Here is a 13,890-nt window from a genome sequence, read left to right as displayed (position 1 = left end):
CATCACGTTCTCGGCCCGGAGGCCCCGTCGCCGACCGCGGCGTTCGGGCATCGGGTGTTCGATCGGTCCATGAGCACCGAGCCGGCCGCACCGCCCGAAGCCGCACCGCACACACCGCCGAACCGCATCGAGGACCACGCCCTGATCGGCGACACCGGCACCGCTGCCCTGGTCGGCCGCGACGGGACCATCGACTGGGCGTGCCTGCCGCGCTTCGACAGCTCGTCCACCTTCGCCTCGCTGCTCGGCACCGAGGACCACGGGCACTGGACCCTGCGCCCCGTCGACGACGACGCCACCGCCGAGTGGCGGTACCACGGCGACACCCTGGTGCTCTCGACCGTGTGGACCACCCGTGACGGCGTGGTCGAGGTCACCGAGTTCATGCCCGTCGGGGCGCACCGCCCCTCGATCGTCCGCCGGGTGCGTGGGCTCCGCGGTACCGTCGAGCTCCGGCAGACGCTCCGGATCCGCTTCGACTACTCGCGCGCCCTGCCCTGGATCCGGCAGATCGGGGACGACGACGAACCGGCGCTGCTCGCGACGGCGGGTCCCGGCTCGGTGATCGTCCGGGGGCCGCAGTTCCGCGCCGACGACCACCGGCACACCGCCGTCACGACGATCCACGACGGCGTCGTGCTCGACACGGTGCTCACCTGGTACCCGTCGCACCGCGAGCCCCCGGAGCCGCTCGACGTCGACGCGGCCCTCGCCCACACCATCTCGTGGTGGACGGCGTGGACCGCCCCGGCGCAGACCACCGGTCGGTACGCCGACGCCGCACGACGGTCGCTGGTGTTCCTCCGTGCGATGACCCACGGTGAGACCGGTGGCGTCGTCGCGGCCGCGACCACGGGCCTGCCGGAGGACCCCGGCGGCGAACGCAACTGGGACTACCGCTACGTGTGGCTGCGCGACGCCTCCCTCGCGCTCGCGTCGCTCATCGCCCACGGCTACCGCGACGAGGCCACGCACTGGCGCGGCTGGCTGCTGCGCGCGATCGCAGGTGACCCCGCCGACGTGCAGATCATGTACGGCATCGCCGGCGAACGCGAGCTGCCCGAACGGGACTTGCCCGAGCTGCCCGGGTACCTCGGGTCGACGCCCGTCCGCGTCGGGAACGGCGCCTCGACGCAGTACCAGGGCGACGTCTTCGGCGAGGTGCTCGCGGCACTGCACGACGCGCGCGAGCTCGGGGTCGAGGAGAACGCCGACTCCTGGGCACTGCAGCGGGCACTGCTCGGCTACGTCGAGGAGCACTGGCAGGAGCCGGACAACGGCATCTGGGAGATGCGCGGCCCGCGGCGCAGCTTCACGCACTCGCGGGTGATGATCTGGGCCGCGTTCGACCGCGGGGTCGCCGCGGTCGAGGAGTTCGGCCTCGAGGGCCCCGTCGACCGTTGGCGCTCCCTGCGCGACACCGTCCGCGCCGAGATCGAGGAGCACGGCTGGAACGCCGATCGCGGTTCGTTCCGCCAGCACTACGACACCGACGAGGTCGACGCGAGTCTGCTCGTCCTGCCGCAGGTCGGGTTCTGCCGCGCCGACGACCCCCGGATGACGGGCACCGTCCGCGCCATCGAGGAGGACCTGCGCGTCGGGGATGACGGCCTCGTGCTCCGCTACCGCACGACGGCCGGCTTCGACGGGCTGTCCGGCGCCGAGCACCCGTTCCTGGCGTGCTCGTTCTGGCTGGTGGAGCAGTACGCGGCCTCGGGACGGGTCGAGGACGCCGAGCATCTGATGGACGTGCTCGTCGGGTACGCCAACGACGTCGGCATGCTCTCCGAGGAGATCGACGTCGCCACCGGACACCACATCGGCAACACCCCGCAGGTGCTGTCGCACCTGACGCTCGTTTCGGCAGCGGACGCCATCGAGCGCGCACGTGGCGCGACCGTCGGGCACCGCACGCGGTTGCCCGTCCACGACGGCGGCACGCGGTCGTGGACCGGCGAGGGTGAGCGCGCCGGCTCCCCCGCCTGACGCGTCGCGCGGCCCTGATGGTGACTCCACGACGGACGGGAGGCCCGGTGCCAGCTGGCACCGGGCCTCCCGTCCGTCAGGGCGTCCGTTCAGGACGTCGGCAGCGCGTCCGTCAGGACGACGACTCCCAGTCAGCCGGGCCGCGCGAACCGGCGCGGTACTCCTCGAGCGGGACCTCGTCGGCCTTCCAGGCGGCAACGACCGGCTCCACGATCTCCCAGCAGCGCTCAGCCACGTCGCCGCGGATGGAGAGCAGCGGGTCGTCGTGGAAGATGCCGTTCAGGACCTCGCCGTACGGGGTGAGCTCGCCGTCGCTGAACGACGACGACAGGGTGACCTGTCCCATCTCGAACGGGTTGCCACCGCCGTTGGCCGACACCGACAGTTCGATCTCGTCCGGGTTCAGGACGATGCGCAGCGTGTCGGTCTTCGGGCGACCGCTCAGACCGGAGGGCAGGCGCGTGACCGGCTTGAACGTGATCAGCACCTCCTTGCGGCTGGCGCCGAGGGCCTTGCCGGAGCGCAGCGTGAAGGGGACGCCTGCCCAACGGGCGGTGTCGACCTCGACCGAGATCTCGGCGAGGGTCTCCGTCTGGCGCGACGGGTCGACACCGTCCTCTTCCTGGTACGACGGCAGTTCCTTGCCGTCGATGGTGCCGGCGGTGTAGACCGCGCGGCGCGAGGCGATCTTCGCGTCGTCGCCCTTGAGGCGGGTGGAGCGCAGGACCCGGGCGAGCGACGAGCGGAACTCGACCGCGTCGATCGCGGCCGGGGCGTCCATCGTGACCAGGCCGAGGATCTGCAGCAGGTGCGACTGGATCATGTCGACCATCGCGCCGGCCTCGTCGTAGTACTGGGCGCGGTTCTCGAGACCGAGGGTCTCGTCGTAGAAGATGTCGACCTTCTCGATGTTCTCGGCGTTCCAGATGGGCTCGAACAGGCGGTTCGCGAAGCGCAGACCGATGATGTTCAGCACCGTGGTGCGGCCGAGGAAGTGGTCGGTGCGGTGCACGCGGTCCTCGGGGACGAGCTTGAGCACCGTCTCGTTGAGGGCCTGGGCGCTGGCGACATCGGTGCCGAAGGGCTTCTCGAAGGCCAGGGTCGTGCCCTCGGGGAGCTCGACGTGCTCGAGCGCCTCGCAGATGTCGGAGGCGATCTGCGGCGGGAGGGCGAAGTACAGGATCGGCTCGGAGTCCGCCGCGGCCAGGAGCGCCTCGAGGTGCTTCGGGTCTGTGGGGTCGCCCTGGATGAACTGCGTCGACTCGATGGTCGCGTCGACCTCCGGCCCCTTGACGTCCTGCGACGCGAAGGACTGCGTGACGATGTCCTTCCACTTCTCGGGGCTGCGCTCGCTGCGGCCCGTGCCGATCAGCTGCACGGGGACGGCACGGCCGCTCTGCAGGAACGTGCCGAGGCCCGGCAGGAGCAGGCGGGAGGCGAGGTCGCCCGTCGCGCCGAAGATGATGAGGGTGCGCTTGTCGGTCACCTGAGGTGACTCCTTTCGCTGTGGTGGGAGGTCCGCTCCAGTCAAGTCGCGGGCGGGCCCGTTTGTTCCGGATCGGGACCGGAGTTCGTCTCCTGGACGCACTTCGGGCGGCACCGTTCTGGTGCCGCCCGAAGTGTCAGGTGCGCTGCAGCGCCGGGTCAGTGCCCGAAGTTGCCGCGGTAGTACTCGTAGACCCAGCCGACCAGGGTGATCGCCACGAGGACGAGTCCGATCGGGACGATCCACAGGCCGGCGGCCACGCCGAGGAAGCACACGGCGACCGCGGCGGCCAGCAGGATGGGCCACCACGACCACGGGCTGAAGTGCCCGAGCTCGGCGTCGCCGTCCTCGATGTTGGCGTCGGGACGGTCCTCGGGCAGGACCCCGCCCTGGGACGACATGACCTTGCCGAGGTAGAAGGCGATGAACGCCGACATCAGGCCGGTCAGGCCGATCGCCACGGTGCCCACCCACTCGGGCTCGCCGTAGTAGATCATCGCCCACGTGGTGTAGGCGGCGTCCGCCAGGATGAAGAACCCGAAGAGGATCCAGAACAGGTTGGTGTTCGCGCGCATGGCGTTACTTCACCTCGCCCTTCGCAGCGTCGTAGGTCGGGGCATCGGGGGCGTCCTTCGCGGGACCCACACCGATCGGCACACCGGCCTCGGGGTGGTTCAGGTCGAAGGCCGGGGACTCCGAACGGATGCGCGGGATCGACGTGAAGTTGTGGCGCGGCGGCGGGCAGGAGGTCGCCCACTCGAGCGAGCGGCCGTAGCCCCACGGGTCGTTCACCGCGACCTTCGGTGCGTTCCGGGCGGTCACGTAGACGTTGAAGATGAACGGCAGGAACGAGATCGCGAGGATCATCGAGCCGATCGTCGACAGCTGGTTCATCCAGGTGAAGCCGTCGTTCGGCAGGTACGTCGCGTACCGACGCGGCATGCCGATGACGCCCAGCCAGTGCTGGATGAGGAACGTCGTGTGGAACCCGATGAACAGGAGCCAGAAGTGGATCTTGCCGAGACGCTCGTTGAGCATCTTGCCGGTCCACTTCGGCCACCAGAAGTAGAAGCCGGAGAACATCGCGAAGACGACGGTTCCGAAGACCACGTAGTGGAAGTGCGCCACGACGAAGTACGAGTCGGACACGTGGAAGTCGAGCGGCGGCGACGCCAGGATCACGCCGGTGAGACCACCGAAGGTGAACGTGATGAGGAAGCCGAGGGCCCAGAGGAGCGGCGTCTCGAACGTGACCGAGCCGCGCCACATGGTGCCGACCCAGTTGAAGATCTTCACGCCGGTCGGGACCGCGATGAGCATCGTCATGAGCGAGAACCACGGGAGCAGGACGCCACCGGTGACGTACATGTGGTGCGCCCACACCGTGACCGAGAGGGCCGCGATGGAGATCGTCGCGTAGACCAGGGTCTTGTACCCGAAGATCGGCTTGCGGCTGAACACCGGGAAGACCTCGGAGACGATGCCGAAGAACGGCAGCGCGATGATGTAGACCTCGGGGTGCCCGAAGAACCAGAACAGGTGCTGCCAGAGCAGGGCCCCGCCGTTGGCCGGGTTGAAGATCTGTGCGTCGAACACGCGGTCGAGCCCGAGGCCGAAGAGCGCCGTCGCGAGGACCGGGAAGGCCATCAGGACGAGGAGCGCCGTCACGAGGGTGTTCCACGTGAAGATCGACATGCGGAACATGGTCAGACCCGGGGCACGCATCGTGATGATCGTGGTGATGAAGTTCACCGCGCCGAGGATCGTCGAGAAGCCGGTCATGCCGAGCCCGAAGACCCAGAGTGTGCCGCCGAGCCCTGGTGTGAACGTCGTGTCACTCAGTGGCGCGTAGGCGAACCACCCGAACGAGGCAGCACCCTGCGGGGTGAGGAAGCCGCCGACCGCGATGAGCGAGCCGAACAGGTAGAGCCAGAAGGCGAAGCCGTTGAGTCGCGGGAAGGCGACGTCCGGCGCACCGATCTGCAGCGGCATGATCGCGTTCGCGAAGCCCGAGAACAGCGGCGTCGCGAACATCAGCAGCATGATCGTGCCGTGCATCGTGAACAGCTGGTTGTACTGCTCCTTCGTCGCGACCACGTGCAGGCCGGGTTCGAAGAGCTGGGCACGGATCACGAGGGCCATCACACCTGCGAGCAGGAAGAAGATGAACGACGCGATCAGGTACATGTACCCGATGGTCTTGTGGTCGGTGGAGGTGATCCACCGAACGACGATGTTGCCCTTCCGACCCACCTTCGACGCCTGGAAGTCCGGCGACGAGGTCTGGGTCGGTTGGCCGACGAGTGACGTTGTCATCTGACGAGCCCCTACTTGTTCTCGCTGGACGCCTCGACCGGCGCCTTGTTGTTCGGTTCGTTGGTGTTGGTGTTGTACTCGTCACCGAGCAGACCGACCTTGCCCTGGTCCTTCAGGGTGTCGAGGTAGTCCTGGTACTGCGCCGGCGTGACGACCTTCACCTGGAAGAGCATCAGCGAGTGGTACTCACCGCAGAGCTCCGCGCACTTGCCCTGGTACGTGCCGAGCTTCTCCGGGATGAAGTACTCCCAGTTGGTCTTGCCCGGGAGCATGTCCTTCTTGTAGAGGAAGTCGATGACCCAGAAGGAGTGGTCGACGTCGCGCGAGGAGAGCTCGATCGCGACCTTCTTGCCCTTCGGCAGGTAGAGGGTCGGCAGCTGCGACTCGTCGATCGCCCCGTTGGCGTTCTCTTCTTCCTGGGCCTGGATGCCCTGGTAGTAGACGCTCTCTTCGGGGTTGTCCTTGTTGATGTAGTTGAAGTCCCACGCCCAGCGCTTGCCGTACACGTGCACGGTGGCGTCGGGGTCGGCGAAGGGCTTCTCGATCGCGGCCTGGTCCTTCGCGGTGAAGGCGAAGAAGCCCAGCACCAGGATCAGCGGCACGATCGTGTAGAAGATCTCGAGCGGCATGTTGTACCGCATCTGCACGGGCAGGCCGGTCTGGCCCTTCCGGCGGCGGTAGACGATCGCTGCCCAGATGATCAGGCCCCACACGATGAGACCGACGGCGAGGAGAACGACCCAGCTGGTGGTCCACAGGCCGACGATGCGGCTCGTGTGGTTGGTGACGTTCTTCGTCTCCTCCGTGCCGGGGAGCCATCCGTTCATCTGCTGCTGCGTGCAGCCAGCCAGTGCGATGACCAGACCGACGGCCACCGGGACGGCCGCCCAACGTATACGGCGATTCGAACGCACTGTTACCTCTCGCAAAAGACGTGAGCTTCAGGAGGTCAGCCCGTCGAGTCCGACGGCGAGCCGCACGAAGGCGGCGCATGGCTGGCTCCCAGCTTGATTGGAACACTCCTAGCTTACTCGCAGCTCGGTACCGCTCGCGCACACACGACACGGTTCTGGCCTCGATCCGCGCGTCGGCGGGCACCATTTCGCCCGTTCACGCCGCGCCCCGGCGCGCCACGTCCGGCCACACGAACGCGAGCGGGGAGCGACCGTTCCGGTCGCTCCCCGCTCGCGTGTCGGATCGCTGGTGATCAGTGGAAGCTGTCACCACAGGCGCAGCTGCCCTGCGCGTTCGGGTTGTCGATCGTGAAGCCCTGCTTCTGGATCGTGTCCTCGAAGTCGATCGTCGCGCCGTCGAGGTACGGGACGCTCATCTTGTCGACGACGACCTCGACCCCGTCGAACTCGGCGGTGACGTCACCGTCGAGCAGGCGCTCGTCGAAGTACAGCTGGTAGATCAGGCCCGAGCAGCCACCGGGCTGGACGGCGAGGCGCAGGCGCAGGTCGTCGCGGCCCTCCTGCTCGAGCAGGCTCGCCACCTTGCCGGCAGCGGCGTCGCTCAGGAGGACGCCGTGCGACTGCGTTTCGGTCGCCGGTGCTTCGGTGATGGTGTCGCTCATCGCGCGTCTCCCTCCGGGCGGTGCTGGTCACCGCGCCTGGCGTCGATTGTAAGCACCCTCAGCTGCGCGTCGCGACCCTGGCGAGCAGGATCGTCTCCGACGCGATGGCACGGTGCAGGACACCGAGGTGCTGCGACTCGTTCGGGCTGTGCGCACGGGTGTCCGGGTCCTCGACGCCGGTGACCAGGATCTGCGCGTCCGGGAACTCCGCGGCGAGGTCGGACACGAACGGGATCGACCCGCCGATCCCCTGCTCGACCGCCTCGGCGCCCCACCCCTCGCGCATCGCCGTGCGGGCCTCCTGGACGGCCCAGCCAGCGGTGTCGACGAGGAACCCGTCGCCGCTGTCCGGCTCGGTGATCTCCATCCGTGCACCGAACGGGACGTGCTCGCGCAGGTGCCGCTCGACGGCCGCGGACGCCTGCCGGGCGTCCTGGCCGGGGGCGACGCGGACCGAGACCCGTGCCGAGACCGTGGGCAGGAGGGTGTTCGAGGCGTTCGCGACGCTCGGCACGTCCATGCCGGTCACCGTGATCGACGGCTGGAACCACATGCGGGACAACACGGCGCCTGTGCCGATCGGGCGCACACCGGGCACGAGCGCGGCGTCGACGGCGAGTTCGTCCTCGGTGCGCTCCGGCACGTCGGCCTCGTACGAGGTCAGCCCGTCGACGGCGACCGAACCGTCGGCGTCGTGCAGCGAGGCGAGCAGCCGCACCATGGGGATCATCGCGTCCGGGGCCGCTCCCCCGAACATGCCGCTGTGGCTGGCGTGCTCGAGCGTGGTCAGGGTGAGCTTGAAGGTGACGTTGCCGCGCAGGGAGACCGTGATCGACGGCACCTCGGTCGACCAGTTGTCGCTGTCCGCCACGACGATGACGTCGGCGGCGAGGTGCTCCTTCTGCTCGCGCAGGAACGTGCGGAACGAGCGGGAGCCGAACTCCTCCTCGCCCTCGACGAACAGCACGATCCCGAGGTCGAGGTCGTCACCGAACTGGGCGTGCACCGCGCGGAGCGACGCGATGTGCGTCATCACACCGGCCTTGTCGTCCGAGGCGCCGCGGCCGTACAGGCGGTCACCGCGCAGGGTCGGCTCGAACGGCGGCGTCTCCCACAGGGCCTCGTCGCCCTGCGGCTGCACGTCGTGGTGGGCGTAGAGCATCACCGTCGGCTTGCCGTTCCGCGCCGGGCGCACCGCGAGCACCGCGGGCTGGCCGAGCTCGGTCTCGGCGTCGGCCTCGGCGACGTCGGCCGTCGAGCCGGACACCGCCGACCGCACGATCCGGACGTCGTCCGCGCCGAACACCCCGGTGGACCGTGCGAGGTCCGCGACGGCCTCGGCACTCGCGCGCACGTTCGCCGGGTCGAAGGCCGACCAGGACACCGACGGCAGGCGCACCAGCGCGGACAGGTCGGCGATCGTCGTGGGCAGTGCCCCCTGCACGTGTTCGCGCAGGGCGTCGAGGAGCGCGGGGTCGGTCGCGGGGCTGTGCTGTTCGCTGTCGGTCATGCCCGGTAATCTAGAGGAGATCCCGCACGCACACCGCCGTTAGGAACGCACCGTGGCGAAGGCAGCCCCCAAGACCAACACGACCGTCAACCCGACCGAGGCCGAGCTCCTCGAGCAGGGCAAGGGCCGCCCCACGCCGTCCCGCCGCGAGCGAGAGGCAGCGAACCGCCGCCCCCTCGTCGGCAACACGCCGGTCGACAAGAAGGCCGCCCGCGCTCGTCTCAACTCGGAGCGCGAGCGTGCCCGGGTCGGCATGGCCAACGGCGAGGAGCGCTACCTGCCGGCGAAGGACCGCGGTGAGCAGCGACGCTTCGTCCGCGACTGGATCGACGCCCGCTGGAACGTCGGCGAGGTCATGATGCCCGTGCTCGTGCTGTTCCTGATCGTCGGGTTCGCCGCCGCGCAGACCGTGATCGCGTCCTACTCGCTCCTGCTGGTGTGGGCGTTCGTGGCGCTGTTCATCATCGACTGCGTGGTGCTGTGGCTGTCGCTCCGCCGCAAGCTCACCGCCAAGTTCGGCGAGCTCCAGCGGGGCACGTTCCTCTACATCCTCACGCGGGCGTGGCAGCTGCGCTTCCTGCGGCTGCCGAAGCCCCAGGTCCGGCGTGGGCAGTACCCCACGCTCTAGCCACACGCACACGACGAAGCGCCGCCCGGCCTGCCGGGCGGCGCTTCGTCGTTCCCGCTCCCCCGCTCTCCGCTCCCCCACTCCCCACTCCCCCGCCCCGCTCGTGCTTCGTGAGCAGGAATGGTCGGGTGGGCAAGCAGCACCAGACCATTCCTGCTCACGAAGCGGCCGTGAGCGCACCCCCACGACGGACTGGAGGCCCGTGGCGGTGTCGCCACGGGCCTCCAGTCCGTCAGGTGGTCGCGTCTACCGCGCGGCGCGACGCAGCCGCCGTCGGCGCAGCCGGTTGATGCGCGCAGCCCAGGTCGGTCCCTCGTAGAGGAACGCCGTGTAGCCCTGCACGAGCGTGGCCCCGGCGTCGATGCGATCCTGCACGTCCTGCTCGGTGGTCACACCGCCGACGGCGATGACGCAGAAGTCGGCGGGCACCGCGGCGCGGACGCGACGCAGGACCTCGAGCGAGCGGGCGGCGACCGGCGCACCGGAGAGGCCCCCGGCACCCATCGCCTCGACGTCGGACGGATCGGCCGTCAGGCCGTCGCGGGAGATCGTCGTGTTGTTCGCGATCACCCCGGACAGTCCGAGCTCGACCGCGAGGCCCGCGATCGCGTCGATCTGCTCGTCGGTCAGGTCCGGTGCGATCTTGACGAGCACCGGCGTCCGGCCGGCGGCGTCACGCACCGCGGACAGCAGCGGTCGGAGCTGGTCGAGTTCCTGCAGTCCGCGCAGGCCGGGCGTGTTCGGCGAGCTGACGTTGACCGCCAGGTAGTCCGCGAACGTGGCGAGCCGACGGGTGGACTCGAGGTAGTCGTCGATGGCGTCCTCGACGGAGACGACCCGGCTCTTGCCGATGTTCACGCCGATGACCGGTCGGCCGGGGTTGCGGCGGGCGCGCTCGAGGCGTCGGGCGGCCGCTGCGGCGCCGTGGTTGTTGAAGCCCATGCGGTTGATCAGGGCGCGGTCGCCGATCAGGCGGAACAGGCGCGGGCGCTCGTTGCCGGGCTGCGGCTTGGCGGTGATGGTGCCGACCTCGACGTGGCCGAAGCCGAGCAGGCCGAGACCGGCGATGCCGCGGGCGTCCTTGTCGAACCCGGCGGCCAGGCCGAAGCGCGACGGGAAGTGGATGCCCATCGTGGTGACGCCGTCGGACGCCGCGGGACGGCAGTACCGCTCGACGACGCCGCTCAGGAACGGCACGCGGGGCAGCCCTGCGATGACGGCGAACGCCAGGTGGTGGGCGCGCTCCGGGTCCATGTTCGCGAACACGGAGCGGAACACGACGCGGTAGCCGCCGCGCACGATCCGTTCGGCGATGCCGCTCACGCGCGCGTGCCGGACGGTGCGGACGACCCGGCGGCCGTGTCGGATGCCCCGTGGTGGTCGCGGCGGAGCTGGCCGATGGCGTCCTCGAAGTCCTCGAGCGAGTCGAACGCCTGGTAGACGCTCGCGAACCGCAGGTAGGCGACCTCGTCGAGCTCCCGCAGGGGCGCGAGGATCGCGAGGCCGATGTCGTTCGCGTCGATCTGGCTGGACCCGGAGGACCGGACGGTCTCCTCGACGCGCTGCGCGAGCACGGCCAGGTCACCGTCGGTGACCGGACGCCCCTGGCACGCCTTGCGCACGCCGGAGACGATCTTGTCGCGGCTGAACGGCTCGGTGACACCGTTGCGCTTCACGACGTTCAGCGACGCGGTCTCGGTGGTCGAGAACCGTCGACCGCAGTTGGGGCACTGACGACGGCGGCGGATGGAGGTTCCGTCGTCGCTCGTCCGTGAGTCGACGACGCGGGAGTCCGGATGGCGGCAGAAGGGGCAGAACATGTCGTTGCCCAGGCTATCGGTTCGTGCGCTCCGTCACGGCGGCCCCGTGCGCGGGGAGCTGCTCCTCGGTGGACAGCGCGACGATGTGCGGGGCGACCTCGGCCAGGGCCTCGGGCGTGTACCGGACGATCTGCTGGGGCCGCAGGAACGTCGACGCGGACAGCCCGGACCCGAACCGGGCCTGGCCGCCGGTCGGCAGCACGTGGTTCGACCCAGCCAGGTAGTCCCCCAGGCTCACCGGCGTGCTCGGTCCGACGAACACCGCACCGGCGGCGTCGATGTCGGCCAGCACCGCGTCGTCGTCGACCGTCTGGATCTCGAGGTGCTCCGGCCCGTACGCGTTGCTCACGGTCGCGGCGTCGGTCAAGGAGTCCACCAGGACGATCGCGGACTGCGGTCCGTCCAGGGCGGCCTGGAGGCGCGCAGCGGTCCCGAGCACCGCCGTGCGTTCCGGGATCGCGGCCTCGACCGCGTCGGCGAACGCCGCGGACGTCGTCACCAGCACGCTGCCGGCCTGCTCGTCGTGCTCGGCCTGGCTGATGAGGTCGGCGGCCACGAACCCGGCGTCGGCGGTGTCGTCCGCGATCACGAGGATCTCGGTCGCCCCGGCCTCGGAGTCGATGCCGACCACCCCGCGCACCAGACGCTTGGCCGCGGCGACGTAGTTGTTGCCCGGCCCGGTGACCAGGTCGACCGGCTCGAGGTCGATCTCGGCGACGCCGAACGCCAGCGCGCCGACGGCTCCGGCACCGCCCATGGCGTAGACCTCGTCGATGCCGAGCAGCCCCGCCGCGGCGAGGATCGTCGGGTGGACCGCGCCGCCGTGGTCGCGCTGCGGCGGCGACACGAGGGCGATCGAGGGCACGCCCGCGACCTGGGCCGCGACGACGTTCATCACGACGCTGGACGGGTAGACGGCCTTGCCACCGGGCACGTAGAGCCCCACGCGGCGCATCGGCTGCCAGCGCTGGTGGACCTCGGCGCCGTCGGCCAGGGTCGTCACGGACGGGGCGGGGATCTGCGCGGCACTCGCGGCCCGGACCCGGCGGATGGCCTCGTCGAGGGCTGCTCGGACCTCGGGGGTGAGCCCGGCCACGGCGGCGGTGATCTCGGCAGCGGGGACCCGGACGTTCGCGGGGGCCCCGCCGTCGAAGCGCTCGGCCTGGTCGTGCAGGGCCGCGGCCCCACGGTGTCGGACGTCCTCGATCAACTCGCGCGCGGCGTCGACCGCGTGCGACACGTCACCCGCGGCACGGGGCATGAGTCGGAGGAGTTCGGCACGGGCGGGGAGGCCGCCGCGGAGGTCGATTCGCTGCATCATGAGGCCTCCAGCGTACCGGCGGCGTGCTGCACGACGGCGTCGACCACGGGCCGGTGGCGGACCGCGTGCTCGGCGTCCCACGCGTCGAGCAGGTGCAGCGTGGCGATCCGGAACGCCAGCGCACGGACGAGCAGCTGCGGCCACTCGGGGACGCCGGTGCCGAGCACGCCGAGCCGGCTGACGGCGACCCCGTGCCAGCACACGGCGTCGACCGCGGCGATCGCGGCGCCGAGGCCCGCCGGGCGCCAGTACGGCGCCCAGTCGAACACCGTGGGCGGCTCCCCCGGCGTGAAGAGCACGTTGCCGAGCAGGTCACCGTGGACGAGCTGCGACGGGGACGTCACCGGCCGGAACGTCGCGGCCAGGCGGTCCAGCGTCGGGTCGTCGGGCAGGGCCGCTCCGCCCCAGGCCATGCGGTCCGCCCGGCTCCAGGGCTCGTCGCGGTGGTCGAGGAAGTCCGGGCGTGGCAGATGGGCGATCGCCCGGTGGAACGCTGCACCCGCGGCGATCACGTCGGCCACGCGCGTCGGGTGGGTCCGACCGGCGACCCACCTCCAGGCTTCCCAGCCGTCGTCGCCGGTGCTGACGCCGGTGCCGGCGCCGTCGCCGTCGGCGTCGCCGGCAGCAGCGTCGCCGGCAGCGGCGGCGGCGCGGGCGTCCACGACCCAGTCCCCGGACGCGGCGGCGACCGGGCGCGGCGTCCGGAACCCGGCCGTGTGGTCGAGCCGCGCCAGCGTGGCGGACCGCCACCGGGCCTCCAGGCGGTCACCGGACGGGCGGAGGACGACGTCCCCGGCGCGCCACGTGCGTCCACGCCCGCCGCCGAGGCGCTCGAGCGCCCGGTCGTGCACGCCGAACGCCCGGAGGACGTGCGGTGCCGGCTGGCCGTCGGTCACGCGGTCCGCAGGATCTTCACCATCGGCCGGCCCTTGGCGACCTCGTCGACGAGCTTGTCGAGGTACCGGATCTGCCGCATGAGCGGGTCGTCGAGCTCCTCGATCCGCACCCCGCAGATCACCCCGGTGATGAGCGGGGCGTTCGGGTTGAGGTGCGCGCTGGCGAAGAAGTCCTCGAACGTGGTCCGGTCGGCCAGTTGCTGCGCGAGCGCCAGGTCGTCGAAGCCGGTCAGCCACTCGATGACGGTGTCGAGCTCCGCCTTCGTGTGGCCCTTCCGCTCCACCTTCGCCAGGTAGTGCCCGTAGACGTCCGCGACGGGCGTCCCGAAGATCCGGTGACCGGCCATGGTC

General features: G+C 70.5%; 13 protein-coding genes. 2 read left to right on the top strand and 11 right to left on the bottom strand.

The window, feature by feature from the left end:
* Nucleotides 1-69 precede the first annotated feature (69 nt).
* Nucleotides 70-1,986, top strand: coding sequence for a glycoside hydrolase family 15 protein (locus tag HQQ79_RS07240; RefSeq protein ID WP_173033357.1), 1,917 nt, complete (start codon nt 70-72; stop codon nt 1,984-1,986).
* 112 nt (nt 1,987-2,098) lie between these two features.
* Here the strand turns inward: HQQ79_RS07240 and HQQ79_RS07235 are convergent, their stop codons facing one another.
* The 6 genes from HQQ79_RS07235 to HQQ79_RS07210 all read right to left on the bottom strand — a co-directional run bounded on the left by HQQ79_RS07235 (nt 2,099) and on the right by HQQ79_RS07210 (nt 8,874).
* On the bottom strand, nt 2,099-3,472 hold the full coding sequence (locus HQQ79_RS07235; RefSeq protein WP_071245742.1) for a glucose-6-phosphate dehydrogenase: 1,374 nt from the start codon (nt 3,470-3,472) through the stop codon (nt 2,099-2,101).
* Nucleotides 3,473-3,630: 158 nt separating this feature from the next.
* Nucleotides 3,631-4,047 carry a cytochrome c oxidase subunit 4 gene (locus tag HQQ79_RS07230; protein ID WP_027465267.1) on the bottom strand — a complete coding sequence of 139 codons (417 nt, stop codon included), beginning with the start codon at nt 4,045-4,047 and terminating at the stop codon, nt 3,631-3,633.
* Between the two features lie 4 nt (nt 4,048-4,051).
* Nucleotides 4,052-5,788 carry a cytochrome c oxidase subunit I gene (gene ctaD / locus HQQ79_RS07225; RefSeq protein ID WP_027465266.1) on the bottom strand — a complete coding sequence of 579 codons (1,737 nt, stop codon included), beginning with the start codon at nt 5,786-5,788 and terminating at the stop codon, nt 4,052-4,054.
* Between the two features lie 11 nt (nt 5,789-5,799).
* Nucleotides 5,800-6,702, bottom strand: coding sequence for a cytochrome c oxidase subunit II (gene coxB / locus HQQ79_RS07220; RefSeq protein ID WP_027465265.1), 903 nt, complete (start codon nt 6,700-6,702; stop codon nt 5,800-5,802).
* A 293-nt stretch (nt 6,703-6,995) separates the two neighbouring features.
* A complete protein-coding gene (locus HQQ79_RS07215) occupies nt 6,996-7,364 on the bottom strand; it encodes an iron-sulfur cluster assembly accessory protein (protein ID WP_035808216.1) in 369 nt (122 codons plus the stop codon).
* Between the two features lie 58 nt (nt 7,365-7,422).
* Nucleotides 7,423-8,874, bottom strand: a complete 1,452-nt coding sequence (locus HQQ79_RS07210; protein WP_173033356.1) for a dipeptidase — start codon at nt 8,872-8,874, stop codon at nt 7,423-7,425.
* Nucleotides 8,875-8,926: 52 nt separating this feature from the next.
* Between HQQ79_RS07210 and HQQ79_RS07205 the strand changes: the two genes are divergently transcribed.
* Nucleotides 8,927-9,502, top strand: a complete 576-nt coding sequence (locus tag HQQ79_RS07205; protein ID WP_173033354.1) for a DUF3043 domain-containing protein — start codon at nt 8,927-8,929, stop codon at nt 9,500-9,502.
* 246 nt (nt 9,503-9,748) lie between these two features.
* Here the strand turns inward: HQQ79_RS07205 and HQQ79_RS07200 are convergent, their stop codons facing one another.
* The 5 genes from HQQ79_RS07200 to HQQ79_RS07180 are packed head-to-tail and all read right to left on the bottom strand — an operon-like array spanning nt 9,749 to nt 13,886.
* Nucleotides 9,749-10,825, bottom strand: a complete 1,077-nt coding sequence (locus tag HQQ79_RS07200; protein WP_173033352.1) for a quinone-dependent dihydroorotate dehydrogenase — start codon at nt 10,823-10,825, stop codon at nt 9,749-9,751.
* The gene (nrdR, locus tag HQQ79_RS07195; protein WP_027465260.1) at nt 10,822-11,322 is read right to left on the bottom strand and encodes a transcriptional regulator NrdR; all 501 of its coding nucleotides are present in this window, start codon (nt 11,320-11,322) and stop codon (nt 10,822-10,824) included. The genes HQQ79_RS07200 and nrdR overlap by 4 nt, the downstream gene beginning before the upstream one ends.
* A 13-nt stretch (nt 11,323-11,335) precedes the next feature.
* The gene (hisD, locus tag HQQ79_RS07190; RefSeq protein ID WP_173033350.1) at nt 11,336-12,643 is read right to left on the bottom strand and encodes a histidinol dehydrogenase; all 1,308 of its coding nucleotides are present in this window, start codon (nt 12,641-12,643) and stop codon (nt 11,336-11,338) included.
* A complete protein-coding gene (locus HQQ79_RS07185; RefSeq protein WP_173033348.1) occupies nt 12,640-13,539 on the bottom strand; it encodes a hypothetical protein in 900 nt (299 codons plus the stop codon). Before HQQ79_RS07185 ends, hisD begins: the two co-directional genes overlap by 4 nt.
* Nucleotides 13,536-13,886, bottom strand: a complete 351-nt coding sequence (locus HQQ79_RS07180) for a DUF2200 domain-containing protein (RefSeq protein WP_173033345.1) — start codon at nt 13,884-13,886, stop codon at nt 13,536-13,538. Before HQQ79_RS07180 ends, HQQ79_RS07185 begins: the two co-directional genes overlap by 4 nt.
* Nucleotides 13,887-13,890: the final 4 nt, after the last annotated feature.

The sequence above is a fragment of the Curtobacterium sp. VKM Ac-2852 genome (genome assembly GCF_013205045.1).
GTDB classification, from domain to species: Bacteria; Actinomycetota; Actinomycetes; order Actinomycetales; family Microbacteriaceae; genus Curtobacterium; species Curtobacterium flaccumfaciens.
Note: the sequence above shows the minus strand (reverse complement) of the source record. Positions and strands in the feature narration are given on the sequence as shown.

Excerpts from the sequence above, each read along its gene's own strand:
- HQQ79_RS07240 (WP_173033357.1), top strand. The coding sequence starts at position 70 with ATGAGCACCGAGCCGGCCGCACCGCCCGAAGCCGCACCGCACACACCG.
- HQQ79_RS07230 (WP_027465267.1), bottom strand. The coding sequence starts at position 4,047 with ATGCGCGCGAACACCAACCTGTTCTGGATCCTCTTCGGGTTCTTCATC.
- ctaD (WP_027465266.1), bottom strand. The coding sequence starts at position 5,788 with ATGACAACGTCACTCGTCGGCCAACCGACCCAGACCTCGTCGCCGGAC.
- HQQ79_RS07215 (WP_035808216.1), bottom strand. The coding sequence starts at position 7,364 with ATGAGCGACACCATCACCGAAGCACCGGCGACCGAAACGCAGTCGCAC.
- HQQ79_RS07210 (WP_173033356.1), bottom strand. The coding sequence starts at position 8,874 with ATGACCGACAGCGAACAGCACAGCCCCGCGACCGACCCCGCGCTCCTC.
- nrdR (WP_027465260.1), bottom strand. The coding sequence starts at position 11,322 with ATGTTCTGCCCCTTCTGCCGCCATCCGGACTCCCGCGTCGTCGACTCA.
- hisD (WP_173033350.1), bottom strand. The coding sequence starts at position 12,643 with ATGATGCAGCGAATCGACCTCCGCGGCGGCCTCCCCGCCCGTGCCGAA.
- HQQ79_RS07180 (WP_173033345.1), bottom strand. The coding sequence starts at position 13,886 with ATGGCCGGTCACCGGATCTTCGGGACGCCCGTCGCGGACGTCTACGGG.